The organism is Caulobacter vibrioides (assembly GCF_002858865.1).
In the GTDB taxonomy this organism is placed as follows: domain Bacteria; phylum Pseudomonadota; class Alphaproteobacteria; order Caulobacterales; family Caulobacteraceae; genus Caulobacter; species Caulobacter vibrioides.
In genome coordinates this window covers 76992-95855 of the sequence record NZ_PJRR01000017.1, presented here as the reverse complement: position 1 = coordinate 95855, position 18864 = coordinate 76992, and the positions used below count along the sequence as shown (strand labels likewise).

Sequence of the window (18864 nt, the reverse complement as noted above, 5' to 3'; positions counted from 1 at the left end):
GCTGCTTCTCAAAGCTCAAGCAGTTCCGGCGCGTTGCAACCCGCTTCGAAAAGACCGCTCGCAACTATCTCGCCGTCGTCACCCTCGCCGCTATTGCCTTGTGGCTGCGATAAGTGTCCACACCGCCTAGGGTCTCGTTCTCGCCCGCTTCTAGTCGGCGATAAGGCGGGTTGCCGATGATCGCCAGGATCTCCTGCTGCGACTTGACCCGGTCAGAGAGAGCGCGCTCATCCCGAATGCCCTCGCTGACAAAGCCTAAACTGCCCAACGCCGCCGCTGTGCCGGGCCGTGCCAGGGTATCGGTGAGATAGACGCCTAGTCTAGGCAACTTCAGAGTCTTGTCAGTGGTGCCGTCGGGCTTCCGTGACAGGGTGTGATGCAGACGATAGTGGGCGACGGCATAGGGACCAATCAACAGTTCGAAACCATACATGCGCTCGGCCAATCCGCGCAGGGCGGCCGGAGCCTGGCCCGGCCCATGGGTTTCGGTGACATTGCGTCGCAAGCGGTCAGCAATCCCCAGCAGGAAGGTGCCGGTGCCGGTAGCGGGATCAAGAATATGGACTTTGCTGTCGGCAATGCCGTCGGTCTTCAAATGATCCCTCAGCGCTCGGTCCAGCGCGCCGACCATGAAGCGCACGACCTCCGTCGGCGTGTAATAGACGCCGTACTTTTCCCGCGCCGCTGGATCGAAGGTCGAGAGAAAGTTCTCGTAGAAATACAGGATCGGGTCTGAACCATCCTTGCGAATTTCCAAGATCTTCGGGTCGAACCCGTTGACCGTTTGGAGCATGACCTCAAAGCCGGCTCCCACTTCCTGAGCAACTTCGGGTAGGCTGAGCACTCTGAGCGTTGTTCGCATCAGGGGATGCTCATCGGGCATCTGCTCGTAGGCGTGATTGTCAACGAGCGCGCCGCCGGTGGCTTCCCGTACCAGCAACAGGCCAAAGGCCAGGGTCTGGGCGAACGCCGCCGAGAACAATTCATCGAAATCACTCGAAGAATAGCCGGCGACTTCGGGGTGCGAATAAAGGACGTCCCGGAACTCCTGGCGCACCTGGTGCAAGGGTGTGTCGGTCTTACCCTCTACAGTCAGTTCGGCGAGGCGGTCGCGAATAATCCCACGTACCAGTCGCGCCGAATGGGCCAAAAGCTCGGCAAGATGCTCGGCGTCACTAGCTGACGGCGGATCGGATTGCGCCAGCCGCTCGATCAGGCGCAAAGCTGCTGAAGCGTCATGCGCATCGATCAGCTTGTCGGCGGCGGTGTCGCTCTGGCTTGGATCGAGCGCCTCCTCCGGGACCAGGGCTGCATTGCCCTTGCTTTCGGCGCGCTCGTAGAGACGAATTTCATGGAAATTGCAGGTCGCCCAGACCGAGAATTCCGAGAAGCGGGCAAACTGACGCCTGTCATGGGGCGTCGTCCAGCGGGACCCATCTGTTGGTTTGTCCATCGCCTTGAGTTCGACAAAGGCGCGAGCCTGCTCGCCGGCGCGCTTCAAGGCGATGTCGGGGCGGCCTATCCCGGCGTTGATAAACTCCGCCAAGACGGTCAATTCCGGAGCCGCTGGAAGCTGGGGCAGGATTTCGACAAGAAACTGCTGAAACTCGGGCGCCAATCCGGGTTCTGTGACGCCAGCATGAGCACGCCGAGCGTCTCTGACCCGCTTGGCATAAGACTTAAGCAAGTTGCGTTGCGGCGCTGTCGTCATGACCTCAGTTGGCCTGCTTCGCCTAAACGTTGCAAGAGGGCCAGCGGCCACCAAACGGGGAGCGTTAGCGGCGTCCTAGGTCTCCACGTGCAATCCGGCGCTAACCGCCCCGATCAATCCTCGTCCATCTTCAGGGCGGCGATGAAGGCTTCCTGCGGGATCTCGACCTTGCCGAACTGGCGCATCCGCTTCTTGCCTTCCTTCTGTTTCTCCAGAAGCTTCTTCTTGCGGCTGGCGTCGCCGCCGTAGCACTTGGCAGTCACGTCCTTGCGCAGGGCGCGCACGGTTTCGCGGGCGATGATGCGGCCGCCGATGGCGGCCTGGATCGGGATGACGAACATGTGCTGGGGGATGAGCTCCTTCATCTTCTCGCACATGCCCCGGCCGCGGCTTTCGGCGCGGCTGCGGTGGACCAGCATCGAGAGGGCGTCGACGGGCTCGCTGTTGACCAGGATCGACATCTTGACGAGGTCGCCGGCGCGGTAGTCCTCCAGCTGGTAGTCGAAGCTGGCATAGCCCTTCGAGATTGACTTCAGGCGGTCATAGAAGTCGAACACCACCTCGTTCAGCGGCAGGTCGTAGACGACCATGGCGCGGCTGCCGACGTAGGAGAGCTCGCGCTGCATGCCGCGGCGGTCCTGGCACAGCTTGATGACGCCGCCCAGATATTCGTCGGGGGTGAAGATCGTGGCCTTGATCCAGGGCTCGGCGATCTCCTCGATCTGCATGACGTCGGGCAGGTCGGCCGGGTTGTGCAGCTCGATCTCGTCGCCGTTGCGCAGCTTGATCTTGTAGACGACCGACGGGGCGGTCGCGATCAGGTCGAGGTCGAACTCGCGGGAGAGGCGCTCCTGGATGATCTCCAGGTGCAGCAGGCCAAGGAACCCGCAGCGGAAGCCGAAGCCGAGGGCGGCGCTGGATTCCATCTCGTAGGTGAAGCTGGCGTCGTTCAGGCGCAGCTTGCCGACGGCGGCGCGCAGGTCCTCGAAGTCGGCGGCGTCGACCGGGAAGAGGCCGCAGAACACCACGGGGACCACTTCCTTGAAGCCCTTGAGGGCTTCGGCGGTGGGCTTCTTCTCGTCGGTGATGGTGTCGCCGACGGCGGCGTCGGCCACTTCCTTGATGCTGGCGGTGAAGAAGCCGACCTCGCCGGGACCCAGATATTCGACGTCGGTGGCCTTGGGCGTGAAGACGCCGACCTTGTCGATGCGGTGGGTGGCGCCCGTCTGCATCATGCGGACCTGCTGGCCGGCCTTCAGGCTGCCGTCGAAGATGCGCACCAGCACCACGACGCCCAGATAGGCGTCGTACCAGGCGTCGACCAGCAGGGCTTTGAGCGGCGCGGTCGGGTCGCCCTTGGGCGGGGGCAGGCGGGTGACGATGGCTTCCAGCACCTCGGGGATGCCGACGCCCGTCTTGGCCGAGCACTCGACGGCGTCGGAGGCGTCCAGGCCGATGACGTCCTCGATCTGCGCCTTGACGCGGTCGACGTCGGCGGCGGGGAGGTCGACCTTGTTCAGGACGGGGACGATCTCGTGATTGTTGTCGATGGCCTGATAGACATTGGCCAGGGTCTGGGCTTCCACGCCCTGGCTGGCGTCGACGACCAGGATCGAGCCTTCGCAGGCGGCCAGGGACCGGCTGACCTCGTAGGCGAAGTCGACGTGCCCGGGGGTGTCCATCAGGTTGAGGATATAGGTCTCGCCGTCGGCGGCCTTGTAGGTCAGGCGCACGGTCTGCGCCTTGATGGTGATGCCGCGCTCCTTCTCGATGTCCATGTTGTCCAGGACCTGGGCGCTCATCTCGCGCGCGGTCAGGCCGCCGGTCGTCTGGATCAGCCGATCCGAGAGCGTGGATTTGCCGTGGTCGATGTGAGCCACGATCGAAAAGTTGCGGATCTTGTCCAGAGGCGTCGAAGTCATGCGCGTGCGCATATCACATTTGCGCCGCTTCGCGAGGGGCGTTGCGGTCGCGGTGGGGGCGTGGCGCGCGGTTATGCTTAACCACGCGTTAAGTTTGGAGCCCCAAACCGGACGCAATGGCTTGCAACTGTGTTGCAAACAATTCCATCCGGAGGCCCTGACATGGACCGTCGCAAGCTGATCCTCTCGAGCGCCGCCCTGGGCGTGTCCGCTGTGGCGTCAGAGGCGCTGGCTCGCCAGCGCATCACCTCCGAGCAACTGCCGCCCGCCCAGCCGATCACCGATCCCAACGCACCGCCGCCGGCGCCGCAGGAAACCTACGCGCCGCCGCCGCCGCCGCCGCCGGAGGCCGCGCCGGCCTCAAGCGGCATGACGCCCACCTATGATACGGGCCGGGTCCAGACCTATTCGGCCGACGAGATGATCCGCGCCACGTCGGACTTTCTGGGCGTCACGGCCGAAAGCGCAGGCGCGGCGATCGAGAAGGTGTTCAAGGACAAGGGCCAGCCCACCGGCTACATCGCCGGCGAGGAGGGCTCGGGCGCGTTCATCGCCGGCCTGCGCTATGGCCGGGGTCTGCTGTACATGAAGGGCCGCCCGACGATGGAGGTCTTCTGGCAGGGCCCGACCATCGGCTGGGACTGGGGCGGCAACGCCAGCCGCGTGTTCACCCTGTGCTACGACCTGCAGTACCCGGACGCCATCTTCCGCCGCTTCCCGGGCGTGGAGGGCAGCGCCTACCTGGTGGGCGGCCTCGGCGTGAACTACCAGAAGGCCGACGAGATCACCCTGGCCCCGATCCGCGCGGGCGTGGGCCTGCGGCTGGGCGCCAATGTCGGCTATCTGGGCTACAGCCGCCAGCGCCGCCGGCTGCCGTTCTAAGGGGAGGCTCTCCTGTACGGGAGAGCCTCAAGTCCTCAGTGTTTGGCCACCTTGGCGTTCAGCCAGTCCATCACGGCCAGCAGCACGCCTGACACCACGAAGGACAGGTGAACCATCACCAGCCAGAACAGGCGCACCTGGTCCACGGTCTGGCCGGGCTCGGTGAGCTTCAGGAACGCCTTGAGCAGGGCGATGGCCGAGATCGCCACGATCGAGGCGATCAGCTTCATCTTCAGCCCCGAGAAATCGACCGTGCCCATCCATTCGGGACGATCCTCGTGGCTGGCGGTGTCGATCTTGGAGACGAAGTTCTCGTAGCCCGAGAGGATAACGATCACCATCAGATTGGCCGCCAAAGAGAGGTCGATCAGGGTCAGGGCCATCAGGATGGCGCTTTCCGGCGTCATCGACGGAACGCGCGGAAGTTCCTGGAACAGCTCTTGGAAGAACACCACCATCAGCGCCGCCAGGGCCACGACCAGGCCGACATAGAACGGCGCCATCAGCCAGCGCGACGCGAACAGGCCGCGCTCCAGCCAGGTTTCCAAAACAGGTTTCTTCATGTGGCCCTCCGATGCGCCCCTGCATCTAGAGCGCCAGCATGACGGTATCTAGCGGCCGAAAGCCACCGCATATCGGAAGCTCCGGCGTTCGCCCGCCGGGAGCGTGACCCGCCAGGCCACCTGACCTTGGCGGATGTCGTGCTTCTGGGGCTCGCTGACGAGCTTGAAGTACGGCGCGGTGGGATCGTGACGGATCTCGACCGTGATCGGAACCGTCTTGGCGTTGGCCAGGTCGAGCTCATAGGTGCGGCGGACGCGCCCTTTCGACAGCGTCCGTTCCTCGACCAGGCGCGGCCGGGCGTGGACGTCCATGGCGCGGCCGATGACGAGGTCCAGGGGCTCTCCCACCGCCACGTCGCGCACCGCCTGCTCGCCGGCGAAGGTCGGGCGGCCGGCGGCGGTCTCGATCGCCGACAAGGCGCCCGAGGGCAGGGGCTTGCCCAGACCGTTGGCGGTCTTGTTCTCCAGCCGCAGCACGACATCGGGCGTGATCAGCGGCGCATCCGCCGCGTCATAGCCGTTATAGCTGTCCATCTCGACGGCGTAGAGCCGCTGGAAGGCGACGTCCTTCTGGTCGAGGAAAGCCACCTGCTTGGTCTGGCGGGCGTTCAGGGTGACCGGCTCTGGCAGGGTGTAGAGCTTGTAGTCGCCTAGGTTCGACTGCTCGGCCAGCTTGGCGCGCGCGCCGGTGACCATGATCTCTTCGGCGCCTGCACGTGCCATCGGCGCGGCGGACATCATCGGGATCGGCAAGGGCGGGGGCAGCTCCGGCGGTGGCGGAGGCGCCTGGCCGTAATGGGTGGTGTCCATCGGCCAACAGGCGCGGTGAATGGATCGGGCCTCGCCCTTGTCCACCCGAACGGGCTTGCGCGACAGCTTTCCGGCCACCGCCTGGGTCTTGGCGTCGGGGAACTGGCTGCCGCCGCTGTTGACCAGGGTCAGCCAGCCGGTCAGGTCCAGGCGCTGGCCGTCCGGATGGATGCGCGCGACGTAGTCGGCCTGCCAGTTCACGCCCAGCGCGAGATAGGACAGGGTCAGCTTGGCGCGGGAAGGCGAGGCGACCTCGACCACAGTGGAAAGGCTGGGCTTGTCGGTCAGGCCCTCGGGGACGGACCCCAGCACCAGACGCTCCGGCCCGCCTGAACAGCCCAGGGCTTCCACGCCTTCGGCCGTGCGCACCATCAGGCCGTAGGGGCCCTGGATCAGGGTGGCGTCGACGGTCTGCTGGCGCCCCGTCTTGCGGTTGGTGCGCACCACCTTGATCGGCTGGCCCAGCGCGCGCTCGACCAGGGTTCCGGGGCTCAAGAGGGCGTAGTCATAGTTTCGCTCGACCGCCTTACCGGGCAGCCCCTCGACCGCCGCGCTCTGCGGGATCAGCCCCTCGGCGACGCCGTCGAACCGCAGCGTGTGGCGGCCGGCGGGCAGGTCGACCGTGCGGGTCTCGGTGACCAGAACGAGGCCCTTGTCGCGCGCCTGCTGGCGGACCCAGGGCGACATGGTCTGGAACGGTCCGTCGCCGTCGCGATATAGGGTGATCGCCACGGTCTCAGGCGCGCGCGACGCGATGGTCTCGGCCTGGGCGGGGAGCGCGACGGCGAGGGCCAGGGCGAAAATCCTCCCCCCAGGGGGGAGGTGTCCGCGAAGCGGACGGAGGGGGAAGTGGCCGGGGCGGAGAGGTCTTCCCCCTCCGTCGCCTGCGGCGACACCTCCCCCATGGGGGGAGGATCTGCTCATCACCACCCCGTCTCGACCGTGAAGGTCAGCACGGTTTCACCATTGGCGGGCACGGGGACGCTCCAGCCCAGGGTCCCGGCGTCGATGCGGCGGCCCTTCAGGCTCTCGGCCTTGACGGTGCTGTCACGCCCAAGGCCGCCTTGGCGCAGCTCGATCGTCACGGGCTGGTCCTTGGCGTTGCGCAGCAGGTACTTCATCTCGTAGCGCGTCAGGCGCTTGGAGACGCGGGACTCCGCCACCAGCGTCGCCTGGCTGGAGACGTCGAAGGCCTCGCCGGTCTTGATCGACAGCTCCGAGCCCGCCGGCGTGTGGCCGATGGCGTTCTCGCCGACGAACTTCGGATCGCCGGCCGCGTCGCGCATATAGACCCGCATCGTCCCCATCGGCAGCTGGGTGCCCAGACCCGCCAGCTTGGCGTTGCTGAACTGGATGGCGACGACGGCCTTGGTGGGCTCGGCCTGGCTGGTGAACCAGCCCTCGCGGACCTCATAGACCTTCTTGGCGGCGACGCCCTGGGCGGACAGGAAGCCGACCTGCTTGTTCTGGTTGGAGGCGATCGTGGTGCGCTCGGGCAGGGGATAGACATAGTAGTCGGCCACGCGCTCGCCGACGCCGCTCTCGGTTCCGGCGCTGATCATGCCGGGCGACCGGCTCGAACGATAGCCGCCGTCGTTCAGCTGGTTGACGTCGCCCGCGACCAGCTGGGTTCGCGCATTCTCGAAGGGGGTGCCGGAATTGTTCGACAGGGTGATCCAGCCCTGCAGGTCCATCGTGCTCTTGGCCTCGTCGAACAGGGCCACATAGTCGGCCTTCCACGACAGGCCCGAGGTCAGGTAGCTCAGCTTGGCCTGCCGCGTCCCGGCGCCGGCGGCCTCGACACTGACCGACAGGGTCGGGCGGGCGCGCAGGGTTTCGGGCACCTTGTCGAAGATCACGCGGGTGGGAACGCCGTCGTCGCGCAGCACCTCGATGCGGTCGCCGATCTTCAGCACCACGCCCTCATTGGCGGCCAGGACGGTGGCGACCTCGGTGGTCTCCTTGCCGTCGCCAGGATTGGTGCGGACGATCTTCACCTGCTGGCCGACCGCCTTCTCCATCAGCTTGTCGGGCGTCAGCAGGTCGTAGTCGAAGTTCTGCTCCAGGATCGTCACCCCGGGGGCCGAGAGACTGACCGTCTCCGGGCGGATCGCGGCCGAGACGTCCTTGAACTCCAGCTTCTGGCGTCCGGCCTTCAGGTCCAGCGGGCGGGCGTCCTCCACCAAGGCGAGGTCGGAATTGTAGATCGTGACAGAGACGTCGCGGGTCTGCGCCTGTGCGGTGAGCGGGGCGAGCAGCAGCGCGGCCGAAGCCAGCATCATGCGGCGGTTCATCGACGTCCTCCCGAGTATTTACAGAGGTAAGCTACACGGGATTGAGGCGGAGTCGAGGCGGAGTTGATTGGACGATAGCGGCCGCCTGAGGAGCCGCGCGTTAGCCTAGAATCGCTGGATCACAACTGGAGTACCAGCGATGCGATTCGATTCTAAGACGATGCTTATTCAAGCTGAGACCGATGGGGTAGTTGGGTTTAGCGTAGTGCGTTCTCGAGAAACCGGAGAGACTATTCTCTTCCGCGTTGCTCCGTCATTCGCAATGGCGAGGGAATGGGCTGAGGGGCAGAAGGACGGTCCAATCCATTGTGGCTTTGCTTCGAATGGTCCTGAGCCGCTCTACGACGGGCGTGACCTACCTCGCACGACCCGTCTCTAGTTCCCCCACACCTGCTTGAGGCGTGCGTCGCGGCCGCAGCCGGTGCGATAGGCGAAGTAGTTCAGCTTGTTCCGCTTGGCGTAGTCGCGGTGATATTCCTCGGCCAGGTAGAAGGTCTGCACCGGCAGGATCTGCGTTTTCATCGTCCCTGTCTTCAGGCGCTTGGCGGCCTCAGTGCGAGACTTCTCGGCGATCGGGCGCTGGGCGGGGGTGACGAACACCGCCGGGCGGTAGGACGGGCCGCGATCGCAGAACTGGCCGCCGTCGTCGGTGGGGTCGACCAGCTTCCAGTAGCGGTACAGCAGGAACCCGTAGTCCAGCTTGGCCGGGTCATAGGTGACGCGCACGGCCTCATAGTGGCCGCTGGTCTCGCTGGTGACATCCCGATAGGTCGGGTTCTTCAGGTGGCCGCCGGTATAGCCGCTCTCGACCTTGAGGACGCCGGGCACGCCCTGCATGTCGTGCTCCATGCACCAGAAGCAGCCGCCGGCGAAGACGGCGGTCTCGGTCTTGGGCGTGGCGAGGGCCGGAGCGGTGGCGCCCAGGACGGCGAGGGTGGCGGCGAAAAGGACGATCAGGCGGCGCATCGGGGTCTCCGGCAGGTCTGCGTCCTCTAGATACGCACGCGGACGTCGATCGGTTACTGCCGCCAGCCAAATCCGACGCCGCGCACCGACGGACAGGCCGCCAGCCGCGAGGCCAGCACCTGTGCGCGGTCATCGCCCTGGTCGTCGATCTCGAGACGAATGGCCATGTGCGGCCCCTCGGGAGCGGCGGACAGGGCGCGCAGGCGGGCCTGCTGCACCGAGGCCACGCCCAGCACGCGCATCAGGGCGTCAGGCGTGTCCTCGGCGGTGACCAGGAAGAGGCGGCGACGCAGGGACGCAAGCTCGCCGCCTTCCGGTTTGAGCGGGTCTACGCGGTCGCTCACGGACGGAACCACTGGTGCTCGACCGAGGCCGAATTGACGCCCGGCCAGGCGGCGAGGTCGCGGGCCAGCAGGCGGGCGGCCTGGTCGCCCAGGTGGCGCACCTTCAGCGAGGCTTCGACGATCTGGCCCACCGGCTTCATCGTCAGGCCGCAAAGTTCCGCGCCGCTGTCGGCCAGGCCTTGGCGAACGGCGTCCAGCGCGCTGGGGGCGTCCTGGGCGGCCAGCAGCAGCTGGTGGACCGTGACGCCGTCATGGTCGCTGTGGAAGGCGGGTGGAGAGGGCAGGTAACTCATAGGGGTCGATCCTTGGCTTTAAGAGGCTTTGAGGACCGAGGAACCGCGCAACAAAAAACCCCGCTCGTGGGAGCGGGGCTTTTTGGAGATCTTGCGATCCTTCGGCTTTGGGTTTGGTAGGGTTTCCTACCGCTGCTTGCGCCGATTTTGCCCCGTTCGAACTCGGACGGTTTTAATCTGATTAATCATGTTCCACATCGCCACGGCGCACGACATCACGGCCACGGCGGTAAGGCCGGTGGTCATAAAGGCGGCGAAGGCGAAGGTCGATTGCATGTGGAAGCGATGATTTCCGTTAGCGCAGCTTAGAGGTAGCGCGGGGTGGGGCGTTGCGCAAGGTCTTGCCGACGAAAGAGGCGATCGGTCGCGGGATGGGATGGTTTTGCCCTCGGCGAGGCGGGGCGCCTGGAAATGCAGCAATCCGGTATCCTTCTCCCCTTGCGGGAGAAGGTGGCGCGCAGCGCCGGATGAGGGGTTGAGCGCTCTATCCAACGAAAAAGGGGCCGCCTGCGCGACCCCTCATCCGTCGGCCTGACGGCCGCCACCTTCTCCCGCAAGGGGAGAAGGGCGTTATGAGCGCAGCTTACCGCCGGCCTTTTCCGCCGCCGCGACGACCTTAGCCGACAGGGCCTCGATCTCGGCGTCGGTCAGGGTGGCTTCGCGCGGCTGGACCACGACCTCGATGGCGACCGACTTGAAGCCCTCCGGCACGCCGGGGCCTTCATAGACGTCGAACACGCGCGCGGCGGTGATCAGGGCCTTGTCGGCGCCGGCGGCGGCTTTCACCAGATCGCCGGCGGCCTTGGCCTTTTCGACCAGGAAGGCGAAGTCGCGGGTCAGCGGCATCAGGGCCGAGGGCGAGAAGGCCGGCTTGGTCTTGATCGACTTCTTCTTCGGCTCGGGGATCGCCTCCAGGGTGATCTCGAAGCCAAAGACCGGGCCGGCCACGTCCAGCGCCTTCAGCACCGCCGGGTGAATTTCGCCAAACTCGGCCATCACCGCCTTGGGGCCCAGTTGCAGTCGCGCCGAGCGGCCCGGGTGCCACCAGGACGAGGCCGAGCCCTGCGCCGTCTGCAGCGAGGCGACCGGCGCGCCCAGCTCTTCCAGCAGGGCCAGCAAGTCCGCTTTCACCGTGAAGACATCGCCCTGCGCGGCCTTGTCCCAGCCGCGCGGGGCCTTCGGCGCCAGGATCGCCGAGACGACGGTGCGCTGGTCGGCCGGCTTGTCGCCGTGGAAGGTCGGACCGATCTCGAACAGGGCCGCGTCCGGGAAGCCCTGGCGGGCGTTGCGGCCGGCGGCCTCGATCAGGTTGGGCAGCAGCGACGGGCGCATGCAGTCCAGTTCCGAGGCGATCGGATTGGCCAAAACCAGCACGTCCTGGCCGCCGCCGAACAGCGACGCGGTCTTGCGGTTGGTGAAGCTGAAGGTCACGGCCTCGGCGTAGCCAGCGGCCGCCAGGGCGCGGCGAGCCGCGCGGGCGCGGGCCTGCTTGGCGGTCAGGATGCCGCCCACGGCGCGCGGAACCTCCGGCAGCGGCGTCGAGGGCAGGGCGCCGTAGCCGGCGATGCGCGCGACCTCTTCGACGAGGTCGGCCTTGCCTTCCACGTCGCGGCGGAAGGTCGGCGGGGTTACGGTCCAGGGCGAGCCCAGCACGACGTCAAAGCCCAGCGCCGCCAGGATCTGGTGCGTCTTTTCCGGCGTCACCGCCAGGCCCGACAGCTGGCCGACATAGTCGGGGTCGAAGGCGAAGCTCTTAGGCGCGGCCGGAACCTCGCCGACATACACAACCTCGGACGGCTCACCGCCGCACAGTTCCAGGATCAGCTTGGTGGCCAGCTCGATGCCGGGGACCAGCGAACCGGTGTCGACGGTGCGGGCGAAGCGGTACTGGGCGTCGCTGGCGATGCCGGTCGTGCGGCCGGTCTGGGCGATGCGGATCGGCTCGAACCAGGCGCTCTCGACGAACACGTCGACCGTGTCGTCCGAGCAGCCGGTGCTTTCGCCGCCCATCACGCCGCCCAGGCCGATCGGGCGCTCGCCGTTGGCATCGGCGATCACGCACATCTCCGGGGTCAGCTCGTAGGTCTTGCCGTCCAGCGCGATCAGATGCTCGTCGCCATGCTCGCCGTGACGGCCCAGGCGCGTCGAGATCTGGGTCCCCGACAGCTTGTGCGCGTCATAGACGTGCAGCGGCCGCGCGCGGTCGTAGGAGATCAGGTTGGTGACGTCCACGAGGGCGTTGATCGGGCGCAGGCCGATGGCGGTCAGGCGATCCTGCAGCCACTTGGGCGAGGGGCCGTTCTTGACGCCGCGGATGTAGCGACCGGCGAAGGCGGGGCAGGCCTCGCCGTCGACCGTCACGCTGATCGGGCTCGGATAGGTCCCGGCGACCGGCGCGATCGACAGGTCCTTCAGCGTGCCGACGCCGGCGGCGGCCAGGTCGCGGGCGATGCCGGCCACGCCCAGCCAGTCGGGGCGGTTGGGGGTCACTTCGAAGTCGATGACGGCTTCCAGGCCCAGCGCGTCAACGGCCGGCGTGCCGACCGCGAGGCTATCGGGCAGCTCCATGATGCCGTCGCTCTCGCTGGCGTATTCCAGCTCGGCGGCCGAGCAGAGCATGCCGTTGGAGACGACGCCGCGCACCGGCTTCTCGACCAGGGTCACGTCCAGGCCGGGCACATAGGCGCCGATCGGGGCGTAGATCGTGGTCAGGCCCGGACGGGCGTTCGGCGCGCCGCAGACGATCTCCTTGCGGCCGTCGACAGTGTCGACCTGACAGACCTGCAGGCGGTCGGCGTTCGGGTGCCGCGCGGCCTCGACGATCTTGCAGACCGTGAAGGGGGCAAGCTTGGTCGCCGGATCGGCGACGTGCTCGACCTCGAGCCCGGCCATGGTCATGGCCGCGACGATCTCGGGGACGGTGGCGGTGGTCTCAAGGTGATCCTTGAGCCAGGACAGGGTGAATTTCATCTTTGGAACTCACGGTTCCTTCTCCCCTTGCGGGAGAAGGTGGCCTGCGAAGCAGGTCGGATGAGGGGTTTCTCGGCGAGGCCAGCACGACCCCTCATCCGGCCTTTCAGGCCACCTTCTCCCGCAAGGGGAGAAGGGATGAGGGGCGCGGCGCGCATCAGCTCAGGCCTGACGCCGGGTTCGGCGCCGCAAACGCGCTGAAGCCGTAGTGCGACAGCCAGCGAACGTCCGACGACCACATGTCGCGCAGGTCGGGCATGCCGTACTTCAGCATGCCTAGGCGATCGACGCCCATGCCGAAGGCGAAGCCCTGGTACTCGTCCGGGTCGATGCCGCAGGCGCGCAGCACGTTCGGGTGAACCATCCCGCAGCCCAGAATCTCGAGCCAGCTCGTGCCCTGACCGATCTTGATCTCGCCGCCGGAGCGGTCGCACTGCACGTCCATCTCGGCCGACGGCTCGGTGAACGGGAAGTGGTGCGGGCGGAACTGGGTGGTCACCGCGTCGGTCTCGAAGAACCGGGCCAGGAAGGTCTCCAGGGTCCACTTCAGGTGGCCCATGTGGATGCCCTTGTCGATGACCAGACCTTCGACCTGGTGGAACACCGGCGTGTGGGTGGCGTCGTTGTCGCAGCGATAGGTGCGGCCCGGCGCGATGATCCGGATCGGCGGCTTCTGCGACACCATGGTCCGCACCTGCACGGGGCTGGTGTGGGTGCGGAGAAGCATCCTTTCGCCATCTTCTTTCGGATTGAAGAAGAAGGTGTCGTGCATCTCGCGGGCCGGGTGCTTCTCGGGGAAGTTCAGGGCCGTGAAGTTGTGGAAGTCGTCCTCGATGTCCGGACCTTCGGCCACGGCGAAGCCCATCTCGGCGAAGATGGCGACGACCTCGTCCATGGTCTGCATGGTCGGGTGGACGGATCCCTTGCGGCGGTAGGGCGCGGGCAGGGACAGGTCCAGCGTCTCGCTGGCCAGACGCGCGTCCAGCTCGGCGGCTTCGAGCGCGGCCTTCTTCTGGGTGATCGCGTCCTGGACCTTGTCGCGCAGGGCGTTGATCGCCGCGCCTTGGGTCTTGCGCTCCTCGGGGCTCATCGCGCCGAGGGTTTTCAGCAGGCCCGAGATCGAGCCGGTCTTGCCGACGGCGGCCACGCGGACGGCGTCGAGCGCTTGGAGATCCGAGGCGGCGGCCACCTGGGCCAGCACGTCGGCTTCGAGGGTGTTGAGATCGGTCATGACGGGCATCCGTCTAGGCGGTTTTCGGGCTGGCTGGAACCCTCTCCCCTTGCGGGAGAGGGTGGTCTTGCGGAGCAAGGCCGGGTGAGGGGTCTCTGAGCGGCTGCCGGAGAGGTTTTTCAACCCCTCATCCGGCCCTTCGGGCCACCTTCTCCCGCAAGGGGAGAAGGGTTTCGGACAGCAAAAAGCCCCCAGGCTCGCGCCTGGGGGCTTTGCAAGATCGGTTGGATCAAAGACCCAAAAAGACCTTAGGCCAGGGCGGCGCGGACCTTGTCGGCGATAGCCTTGAACGCAGCCGGGTCGTTACCCGCGATATCGGCCAGGACCTTACGGTCCATGACGATACCCGCCACGTCCAGGCCGTGGATAAACTGCGAGTAGGTGAAGCCTTCCAGACGGGCGCCGGCGTTGATGCGCTGGATCCACAGCGAACGGAAGGCGCGCTTGCGCACCTTGCGGTCGCGGTAGGCGTACTGGCCGGCCTTGTCGACCGCAGCCTTCGCCGTACGGATGGTGTTCTTGCGGCGCCCGTAGAAGCCCTTGGCTTGCTCGAGAACCTTCTTGTGCTTGGCGTGAGCAACCACGCCACGTTTAACGCGAGCCATGTGTCAGCGCTCCTCTTAAAGGCCGTAGGGCAGGTACGTGCGGATGATCTTGGCGTCGGCCTCGCTCATCACCTTGGTTCCGCGGTTTTGGCGGATGTACTTGCCATTGTGGCCGATCAGGCGGTGGCGCTTGCCGGCGACGCCGGCCTTCAGCTTGCCCGTGGCGGTCAGTTTGAAGCGCTTCTTGGCGCCCGACTTGGTCTTCAACTTCGGCATTTCGCGTCGGAGCTTGCGCCCCGTCCTCTAGAAGCATGACGAACCGCCATGGCATGCCAATTGGCCAGGCGGTTCCGGAAAGGCGGCGTAGCTACAGGAAAGACTCGGTTCTGGCAAGCATTTAGGCCGCGACCTTGGTCCGGCGGACAATGACCAGCGCAAAGCCGATGGCCGGAACCATCAGGGCCGCGCCGAACCAGTAGGGGCCGCCGATGGCCAGGCCAAACAGCGGTCCGGCCAGTAGCGGACCGCCGATCCGGGCCAGCGAGCCGGCGGCCATGTTCAGGCCCAGCATCTGGCCCTGGCGATCGGGCGGGGTGGCGCGCGAGATCAGGGCCCCGACGCAGGGAAAGACCAGCGACTGGCCAAACGCCGTACACGCCACCGCCACCACAGCCAGGGCGGGCTTGGAAATGAACGGCGTTATCAGCAGCGACGTGGCGATGATCGACAGGCCGGCGGTCAGCACCCGCGCCTCGCCAAAGCGCCGCGCCAGGCGGCCGGTCAGCACGCCCTGGCCGATCGATGCGATCACCCCGATCAGGGCGAAACAGGCCGCCACCTGGCTGGCCGTCCAGCCAAAGCGGGTGTCGGCATAGAGGCCGAACACCGCCTCCATGCCGGCGAAGGCGGCGGTCGAGATTAGGGTGACCAGCAGCACGCGCGAGAGAACGGGGTGGGCGGCCGCTTGGCTCAGAGCCTCCAGTCTGTGGGCCTGCGGCGCTCCAGGGGCGGAGGGCGCGCGGCTTTCCTTGACGAACAGGATGACGCCCAGGGCGGCCGTCCCGGCCATGGCGGCGGCCAGGAACAGCGGCAGCTGGTAGCCCAGGGCGCCGGAGCCGGGCTGCATGACCATGACCAGGCCCGGGCCGATGACAAAGCCCGCCCCGAACGCTGCGCCGAGCAGGCCCATCCGCCCCGCTCGCTTTTCCGGCGGGGTGACGTCGGCCATGTAGCCCTGGATCGTCGAGATGTTGCCGCTGCCAAAGCCGCCGAACAGGCGAATGAGCATCGCGACCCAGATGTTGGGCGCGAAGGCCAGGGCCAGATAGGCCAGGGTGTTGGCGATGATGGTGACGATCAGCACCGGCCGCCGGCCGATCCGGTCGGAGAGGCGGCCCCAGAACGGCTCGCCGAAGAACTGTCCCAGGCTGTAGGCGGCGAACATCGTCGTCACCTGCCACGGCGCAGCGTCCATCGACCGCGCATAGAACGGCAGCAGCGGAATGATCACGCCAAAACCCACCAGGTTGATGAAGACAACCAGGAGCAGGACAGCCAGGGCGCGGTTGCTGTGGGCGGGCTCGGACATCAGGCGGCGGGATTTACGCCTGATGTCTCAGCTTGGCGACCCTGCAAACCATCAATCCGGCGGATTGTGCTTTTCGATGAAGGTCACCGAGTCGGTCAGCATCTTCAGGCGCGTCGCGCCGCTCGAAAGCCAGTGATCCTCGCCGGCCAGCGTGACGAACTCGACCGGCTTTCCCGCCTTGCGCAGGGCGTCGGCCATCACCACGCTCTGGTCGTAGCGCACCACCGTGTCGTCCTTGCCGTGGATCAGCATGATGGGAATCTCGACCCGGTCGGCCAGCTTAGCCGGGGAGATGGCCTGCAGGTCCGGGTCCTTGATCCCGTCGGCCCCCATGAACCGCAGCCAGTAGCGTTGAGCCGCCGACATCTCGCCATTGTTGGCTTCGCGTACCGACAGCAGCATCTTCCGGAGGTCGGAGGGGCCCGCCACCGAGACCGCGCAGCGATAGACGCCTGGATCCAGGGTCGCGCCGGCCAGCGCGGCGTAGCCGCCGTACGATGCGCCGACGATGCAGACCCGCTTGGGATCGACAATCCCTTGCTTGACGAGATCGCGGACGCCGTCCGACAGGTCGGTCTGCATCTTCTTGCCCCACTCGCCGAACCCGGCCTTGACGAAGTCCCAGCCGAACCCCTCCGAGCCCCGGAAGTTAGGTTGCAGGACAGCATAGCCCCGTGAGGCCAGGGCCTGACTCCACCAGTCGAACCCGGGCGTGTCGCGGCCTTCGGGACCGCCATGCGGCAGCACGATCAGGGGGAGGTTCTTGGGATCCCGCCCCTTGGGCAGGGTCAGATAGCCGCTGATCTCAAGCCCGTCGGCCGCCTTGTATCGGATCGGCCGTACCGGGGAGATCGCCGCCTCGGTCAGGCCGCCGTAGACATCGCCCAGCCATGTCGCGTTCTTGGCGTCGAGATCAACCAACGCGTAGGCGGGGCCACTGGTCGCGGAGTCCACCAGAACGACCACCTGCCGCCGGTTCTTTGACCAGGATTGCAAGCTCACGCGATCGCCCGCGAAGGCCTTGGCCACCGAGTTCCAGGTCCTTTGGCTGGCGGGATCGAAGAAAGTGTAGACGAGGTCGTCGCCCTTCAGCGTGTAGCCTCCCAGGAGCGCCAAGCTATCGGGGTCATGCAGGAGGCCGCTCAGGTCGAGGTCTTCGGGGAGATCCTCGTACTGGCCCACGCCGCGATACTCGCGAAGAATGCTGACGCCCTTATCATCGCCGCGCCAGACCAGCACCGACTTGCCGTCGCGACCGAAGCCGTAAAGACCGAATGAGCCCATCGGGGCGTCTGCTTCATCCGCGATCTTCCAGCTGGAGCCGATCTTCATTCGCAGGGCCCAACGACCCTTTTCATTGTCATAGAGCGATTGCGCGACAGGCTCGCCCGCTGCGTTCACCAGCCAGCTGTTGACATCATCGCGGGCCCCGAAATCGAGCATCCGGGTGTGGCCGTCCTTGAGCGCGACGCGAAACAACATGTTGACGCCTTGGTCGGCGAGAAAGTGCACCCCCTCGACGAAGGCCACCGGTTGGCCGTTGATCATGCGGATCATCGGGTGATCCAGAACCACGTTCATGGAGTCTTTCTGGCCACGCAGCAGAAGGCTCTGTTTGCGGGTGGTCAGATTGTAGTCCACGGCCATCAGATATTCGCGCGCCGGGCCTTTCAGCCCGAAAACGTCGGCGGTTTGCGAAGAGATCATGATGACGTGGTCCTCGCCGGCCCAGACCACGTCGCGCAGCTTGGTCTTGGCCGCCTTGACCCCGCCCAGCAGTTCGCCGTTCAGCTTGCGAACGATCAGAACGCGCTCCTGGCCGTCGGTCCTGATGACCGCCAGCTTGGTCCCGTCCGGCGAGATCGTGACTCCCTCGATCTGCGGCAGGCGGCCATAGATCGCCAAGTCCGGCTTTTCCGCCGCAGACACGGCGGCGGCCGCAAAAAACCAAAGCGCAGCCACGGCTGCCGGCAAAGACTTGAACAAAGGCGCCCCCGAGATCCCCCGGCCAAACTATCATGGGTTGAGGGGCTGTCGAGGGGGGCCTTGAGGGTGTGAAACGCAAAACGCCCCGGCCGTGAGGCCGGGGCGTTTCGGTGTCTACCCGTGATCCGATCCTAGCGCGGGGCCAGGATCATGATCATCTGACGGCCTTCCATGCGCGGCTCGTACTCGACCTTGGCGACCTCGTCGAAGTCGGCCTTGACCTTCTGCAGCAGCTTCATGCCGAGTTCGGGGTGGGCCATTTCGCGACCGCGGAAGCGCAGGGTCACCTTGACCTTGTCGCCTTCCTCGAAGAAGCGATGCATCGCCTTGGCCTTCACGTCGTAGTCGTGGCTGTCGATGTTCGGGCGGAGCTTGATCTCCTTGAGCTCGACCACCTTCTGCCGCTTGCGCGCCTCGTTCTTCTTCTTCTGCTCCTGGAACTTGAACTTGCCGTAGTCCAGGATCTTGCAGACGGGAGGATTGGCGTTCGGAACGATTTCAACCAGGTCCAGGCCGGCTTCCTCTGCCGCTTCCATAGCGGACGCGGTCGGCATCTCGCCTTGCTTTTCGCCGTGCTGGTCGATCAGCAGGACGCGAGGGACACGGATTTCATCGTTGATACGCGGTCCGTCTTTAACGGGCGGCGTTTGCATAGGACGGCGAATAGGGGCGGCTCCGGTGCTGTTGGTATGACGTGCGGTAATTGCGAATATAGCTGAACGCGTTCGCGCCGCGCTGGGCGCGCCGCGAGAACCTGAT

17 protein-coding genes and 1 pseudogene are annotated in these 18864 nt (G+C 66.1%); 2 read left to right on the top strand and 16 right to left on the bottom strand.

What is annotated here, in order from left to right:
* Nucleotides 1–113 (top strand): annotated as a pseudogene (locus tag CVUC_RS13860) (IS5/IS1182 family transposase); the annotation flags it as partial.
* Here CVUC_RS13860 and CVUC_RS13855 read toward each other — a convergent pair.
* The gene (locus CVUC_RS13855; protein ID WP_164512723.1) at nt 65–1618 is read right to left on the bottom strand and encodes an N-6 DNA methylase; all 1554 of its coding nucleotides are present in this window, start codon (nt 1616–1618) and stop codon (nt 65–67) included. The pseudogene CVUC_RS13860 and the gene CVUC_RS13855 overlap by 49 nt on opposite strands.
* A 206-nt stretch (nt 1619–1824) precedes the next feature.
* The gene (lepA, locus tag CVUC_RS13850) at nt 1825–3633 is read right to left on the bottom strand and encodes a translation elongation factor 4 (protein WP_096034740.1); all 1809 of its coding nucleotides are present in this window, start codon (nt 3631–3633) and stop codon (nt 1825–1827) included.
* 162 nt (nt 3634–3795) lie between these two features.
* Here lepA and CVUC_RS13845 point away from each other — a divergent pair, with 162 nt between their 5' ends.
* Nucleotides 3796–4515 carry a DUF1134 domain-containing protein gene (locus CVUC_RS13845; RefSeq protein WP_096032792.1) on the top strand — a complete coding sequence of 240 codons (720 nt, stop codon included), beginning with the start codon at nt 3796–3798 and terminating at the stop codon, nt 4513–4515.
* Between the two features lie 35 nt (nt 4516–4550).
* Here CVUC_RS13845 and CVUC_RS13840 read toward each other — a convergent pair whose 3' ends face one another.
* The 14 genes from CVUC_RS13840 to infC form a co-directional block, all read right to left on the bottom strand.
* Entirely contained in the window at nt 4551–5078 is a 528-nt protein-coding gene (locus tag CVUC_RS13840) for a TIGR00645 family protein (RefSeq protein WP_096032793.1), read from the bottom strand.
* 48 nt (nt 5079–5126) lie between these two features.
* Nucleotides 5127–6818 (bottom strand): DUF4139 domain-containing protein, encoded by a 1692-nt coding sequence (locus CVUC_RS13835; protein WP_096032794.1) that lies wholly within the window; start codon nt 6816–6818, stop codon nt 5127–5129.
* The gene (locus tag CVUC_RS13830) at nt 6812–8182 is read right to left on the bottom strand and encodes a DUF4139 domain-containing protein (RefSeq protein WP_096032795.1); all 1371 of its coding nucleotides are present in this window, start codon (nt 8180–8182) and stop codon (nt 6812–6814) included. The genes CVUC_RS13835 and CVUC_RS13830 overlap by 7 nt, the downstream gene beginning before the upstream one ends.
* A gap of 375 nt (nt 8183–8557) precedes the next feature.
* The gene (gene msrA, locus CVUC_RS13825; protein WP_096032796.1) at nt 8558–9148 is read right to left on the bottom strand and encodes a peptide-methionine (S)-S-oxide reductase MsrA; all 591 of its coding nucleotides are present in this window, start codon (nt 9146–9148) and stop codon (nt 8558–8560) included.
* A gap of 53 nt (nt 9149–9201) precedes the next feature.
* Nucleotides 9202–9504, bottom strand: a complete 303-nt coding sequence (locus CVUC_RS13820; protein WP_010918924.1) for a hypothetical protein — start codon at nt 9502–9504, stop codon at nt 9202–9204.
* Nucleotides 9489–9785, bottom strand: coding sequence for a hypothetical protein (locus tag CVUC_RS13815; RefSeq protein ID WP_010918925.1), 297 nt, complete (start codon nt 9783–9785; stop codon nt 9489–9491). The genes CVUC_RS13820 and CVUC_RS13815 overlap by 16 nt, the downstream gene beginning before the upstream one ends.
* Before the next feature lie 126 nt (nt 9786–9911).
* Nucleotides 9912–10061 (bottom strand): hypothetical protein, encoded by a 150-nt coding sequence (locus CVUC_RS19925; RefSeq protein WP_024265662.1) that lies wholly within the window; start codon nt 10059–10061, stop codon nt 9912–9914.
* 294 nt (nt 10062–10355) lie between these two features.
* Nucleotides 10356–12755: a phenylalanine--tRNA ligase subunit beta gene (gene pheT / locus CVUC_RS13805; RefSeq protein ID WP_096032798.1), complete on the bottom strand. Its 2400-nt coding sequence runs from the start codon at nt 12753–12755 to the stop codon at nt 10356–10358.
* 157 nt (nt 12756–12912) lie between these two features.
* On the bottom strand, nt 12913–13986 hold the full coding sequence (gene pheS, locus CVUC_RS13800) for a phenylalanine--tRNA ligase subunit alpha (RefSeq protein WP_010918928.1): 1074 nt from the start codon (nt 13984–13986) through the stop codon (nt 12913–12915).
* 248 nt (nt 13987–14234) lie between these two features.
* Nucleotides 14235–14591 (bottom strand): 50S ribosomal protein L20, encoded by a 357-nt coding sequence (gene rplT / locus CVUC_RS13795; protein ID WP_010918929.1) that lies wholly within the window; start codon nt 14589–14591, stop codon nt 14235–14237.
* A gap of 15 nt (nt 14592–14606) precedes the next feature.
* Entirely contained in the window at nt 14607–14807 is a 201-nt protein-coding gene (gene rpmI / locus CVUC_RS13790; protein WP_010918930.1) for a 50S ribosomal protein L35, read from the bottom strand.
* Between the two features lie 121 nt (nt 14808–14928).
* On the bottom strand, nt 14929–16119 hold the full coding sequence (locus tag CVUC_RS13785) for an MFS transporter (RefSeq protein WP_096032799.1): 1191 nt from the start codon (nt 16117–16119) through the stop codon (nt 14929–14931).
* A 51-nt stretch (nt 16120–16170) separates the two neighbouring features.
* Nucleotides 16171–18105: an alpha/beta hydrolase family protein gene (locus CVUC_RS13780; RefSeq protein ID WP_096032800.1), complete on the bottom strand. Its 1935-nt coding sequence runs from the start codon at nt 18103–18105 to the stop codon at nt 16171–16173.
* A 131-nt stretch (nt 18106–18236) separates the two neighbouring features.
* A complete protein-coding gene (gene infC, locus CVUC_RS13775; protein WP_010918933.1) occupies nt 18237–18758 on the bottom strand; it encodes a translation initiation factor IF-3 in 522 nt (173 codons plus the stop codon).
* Nucleotides 18759–18864: the final 106 nt, after the last annotated feature.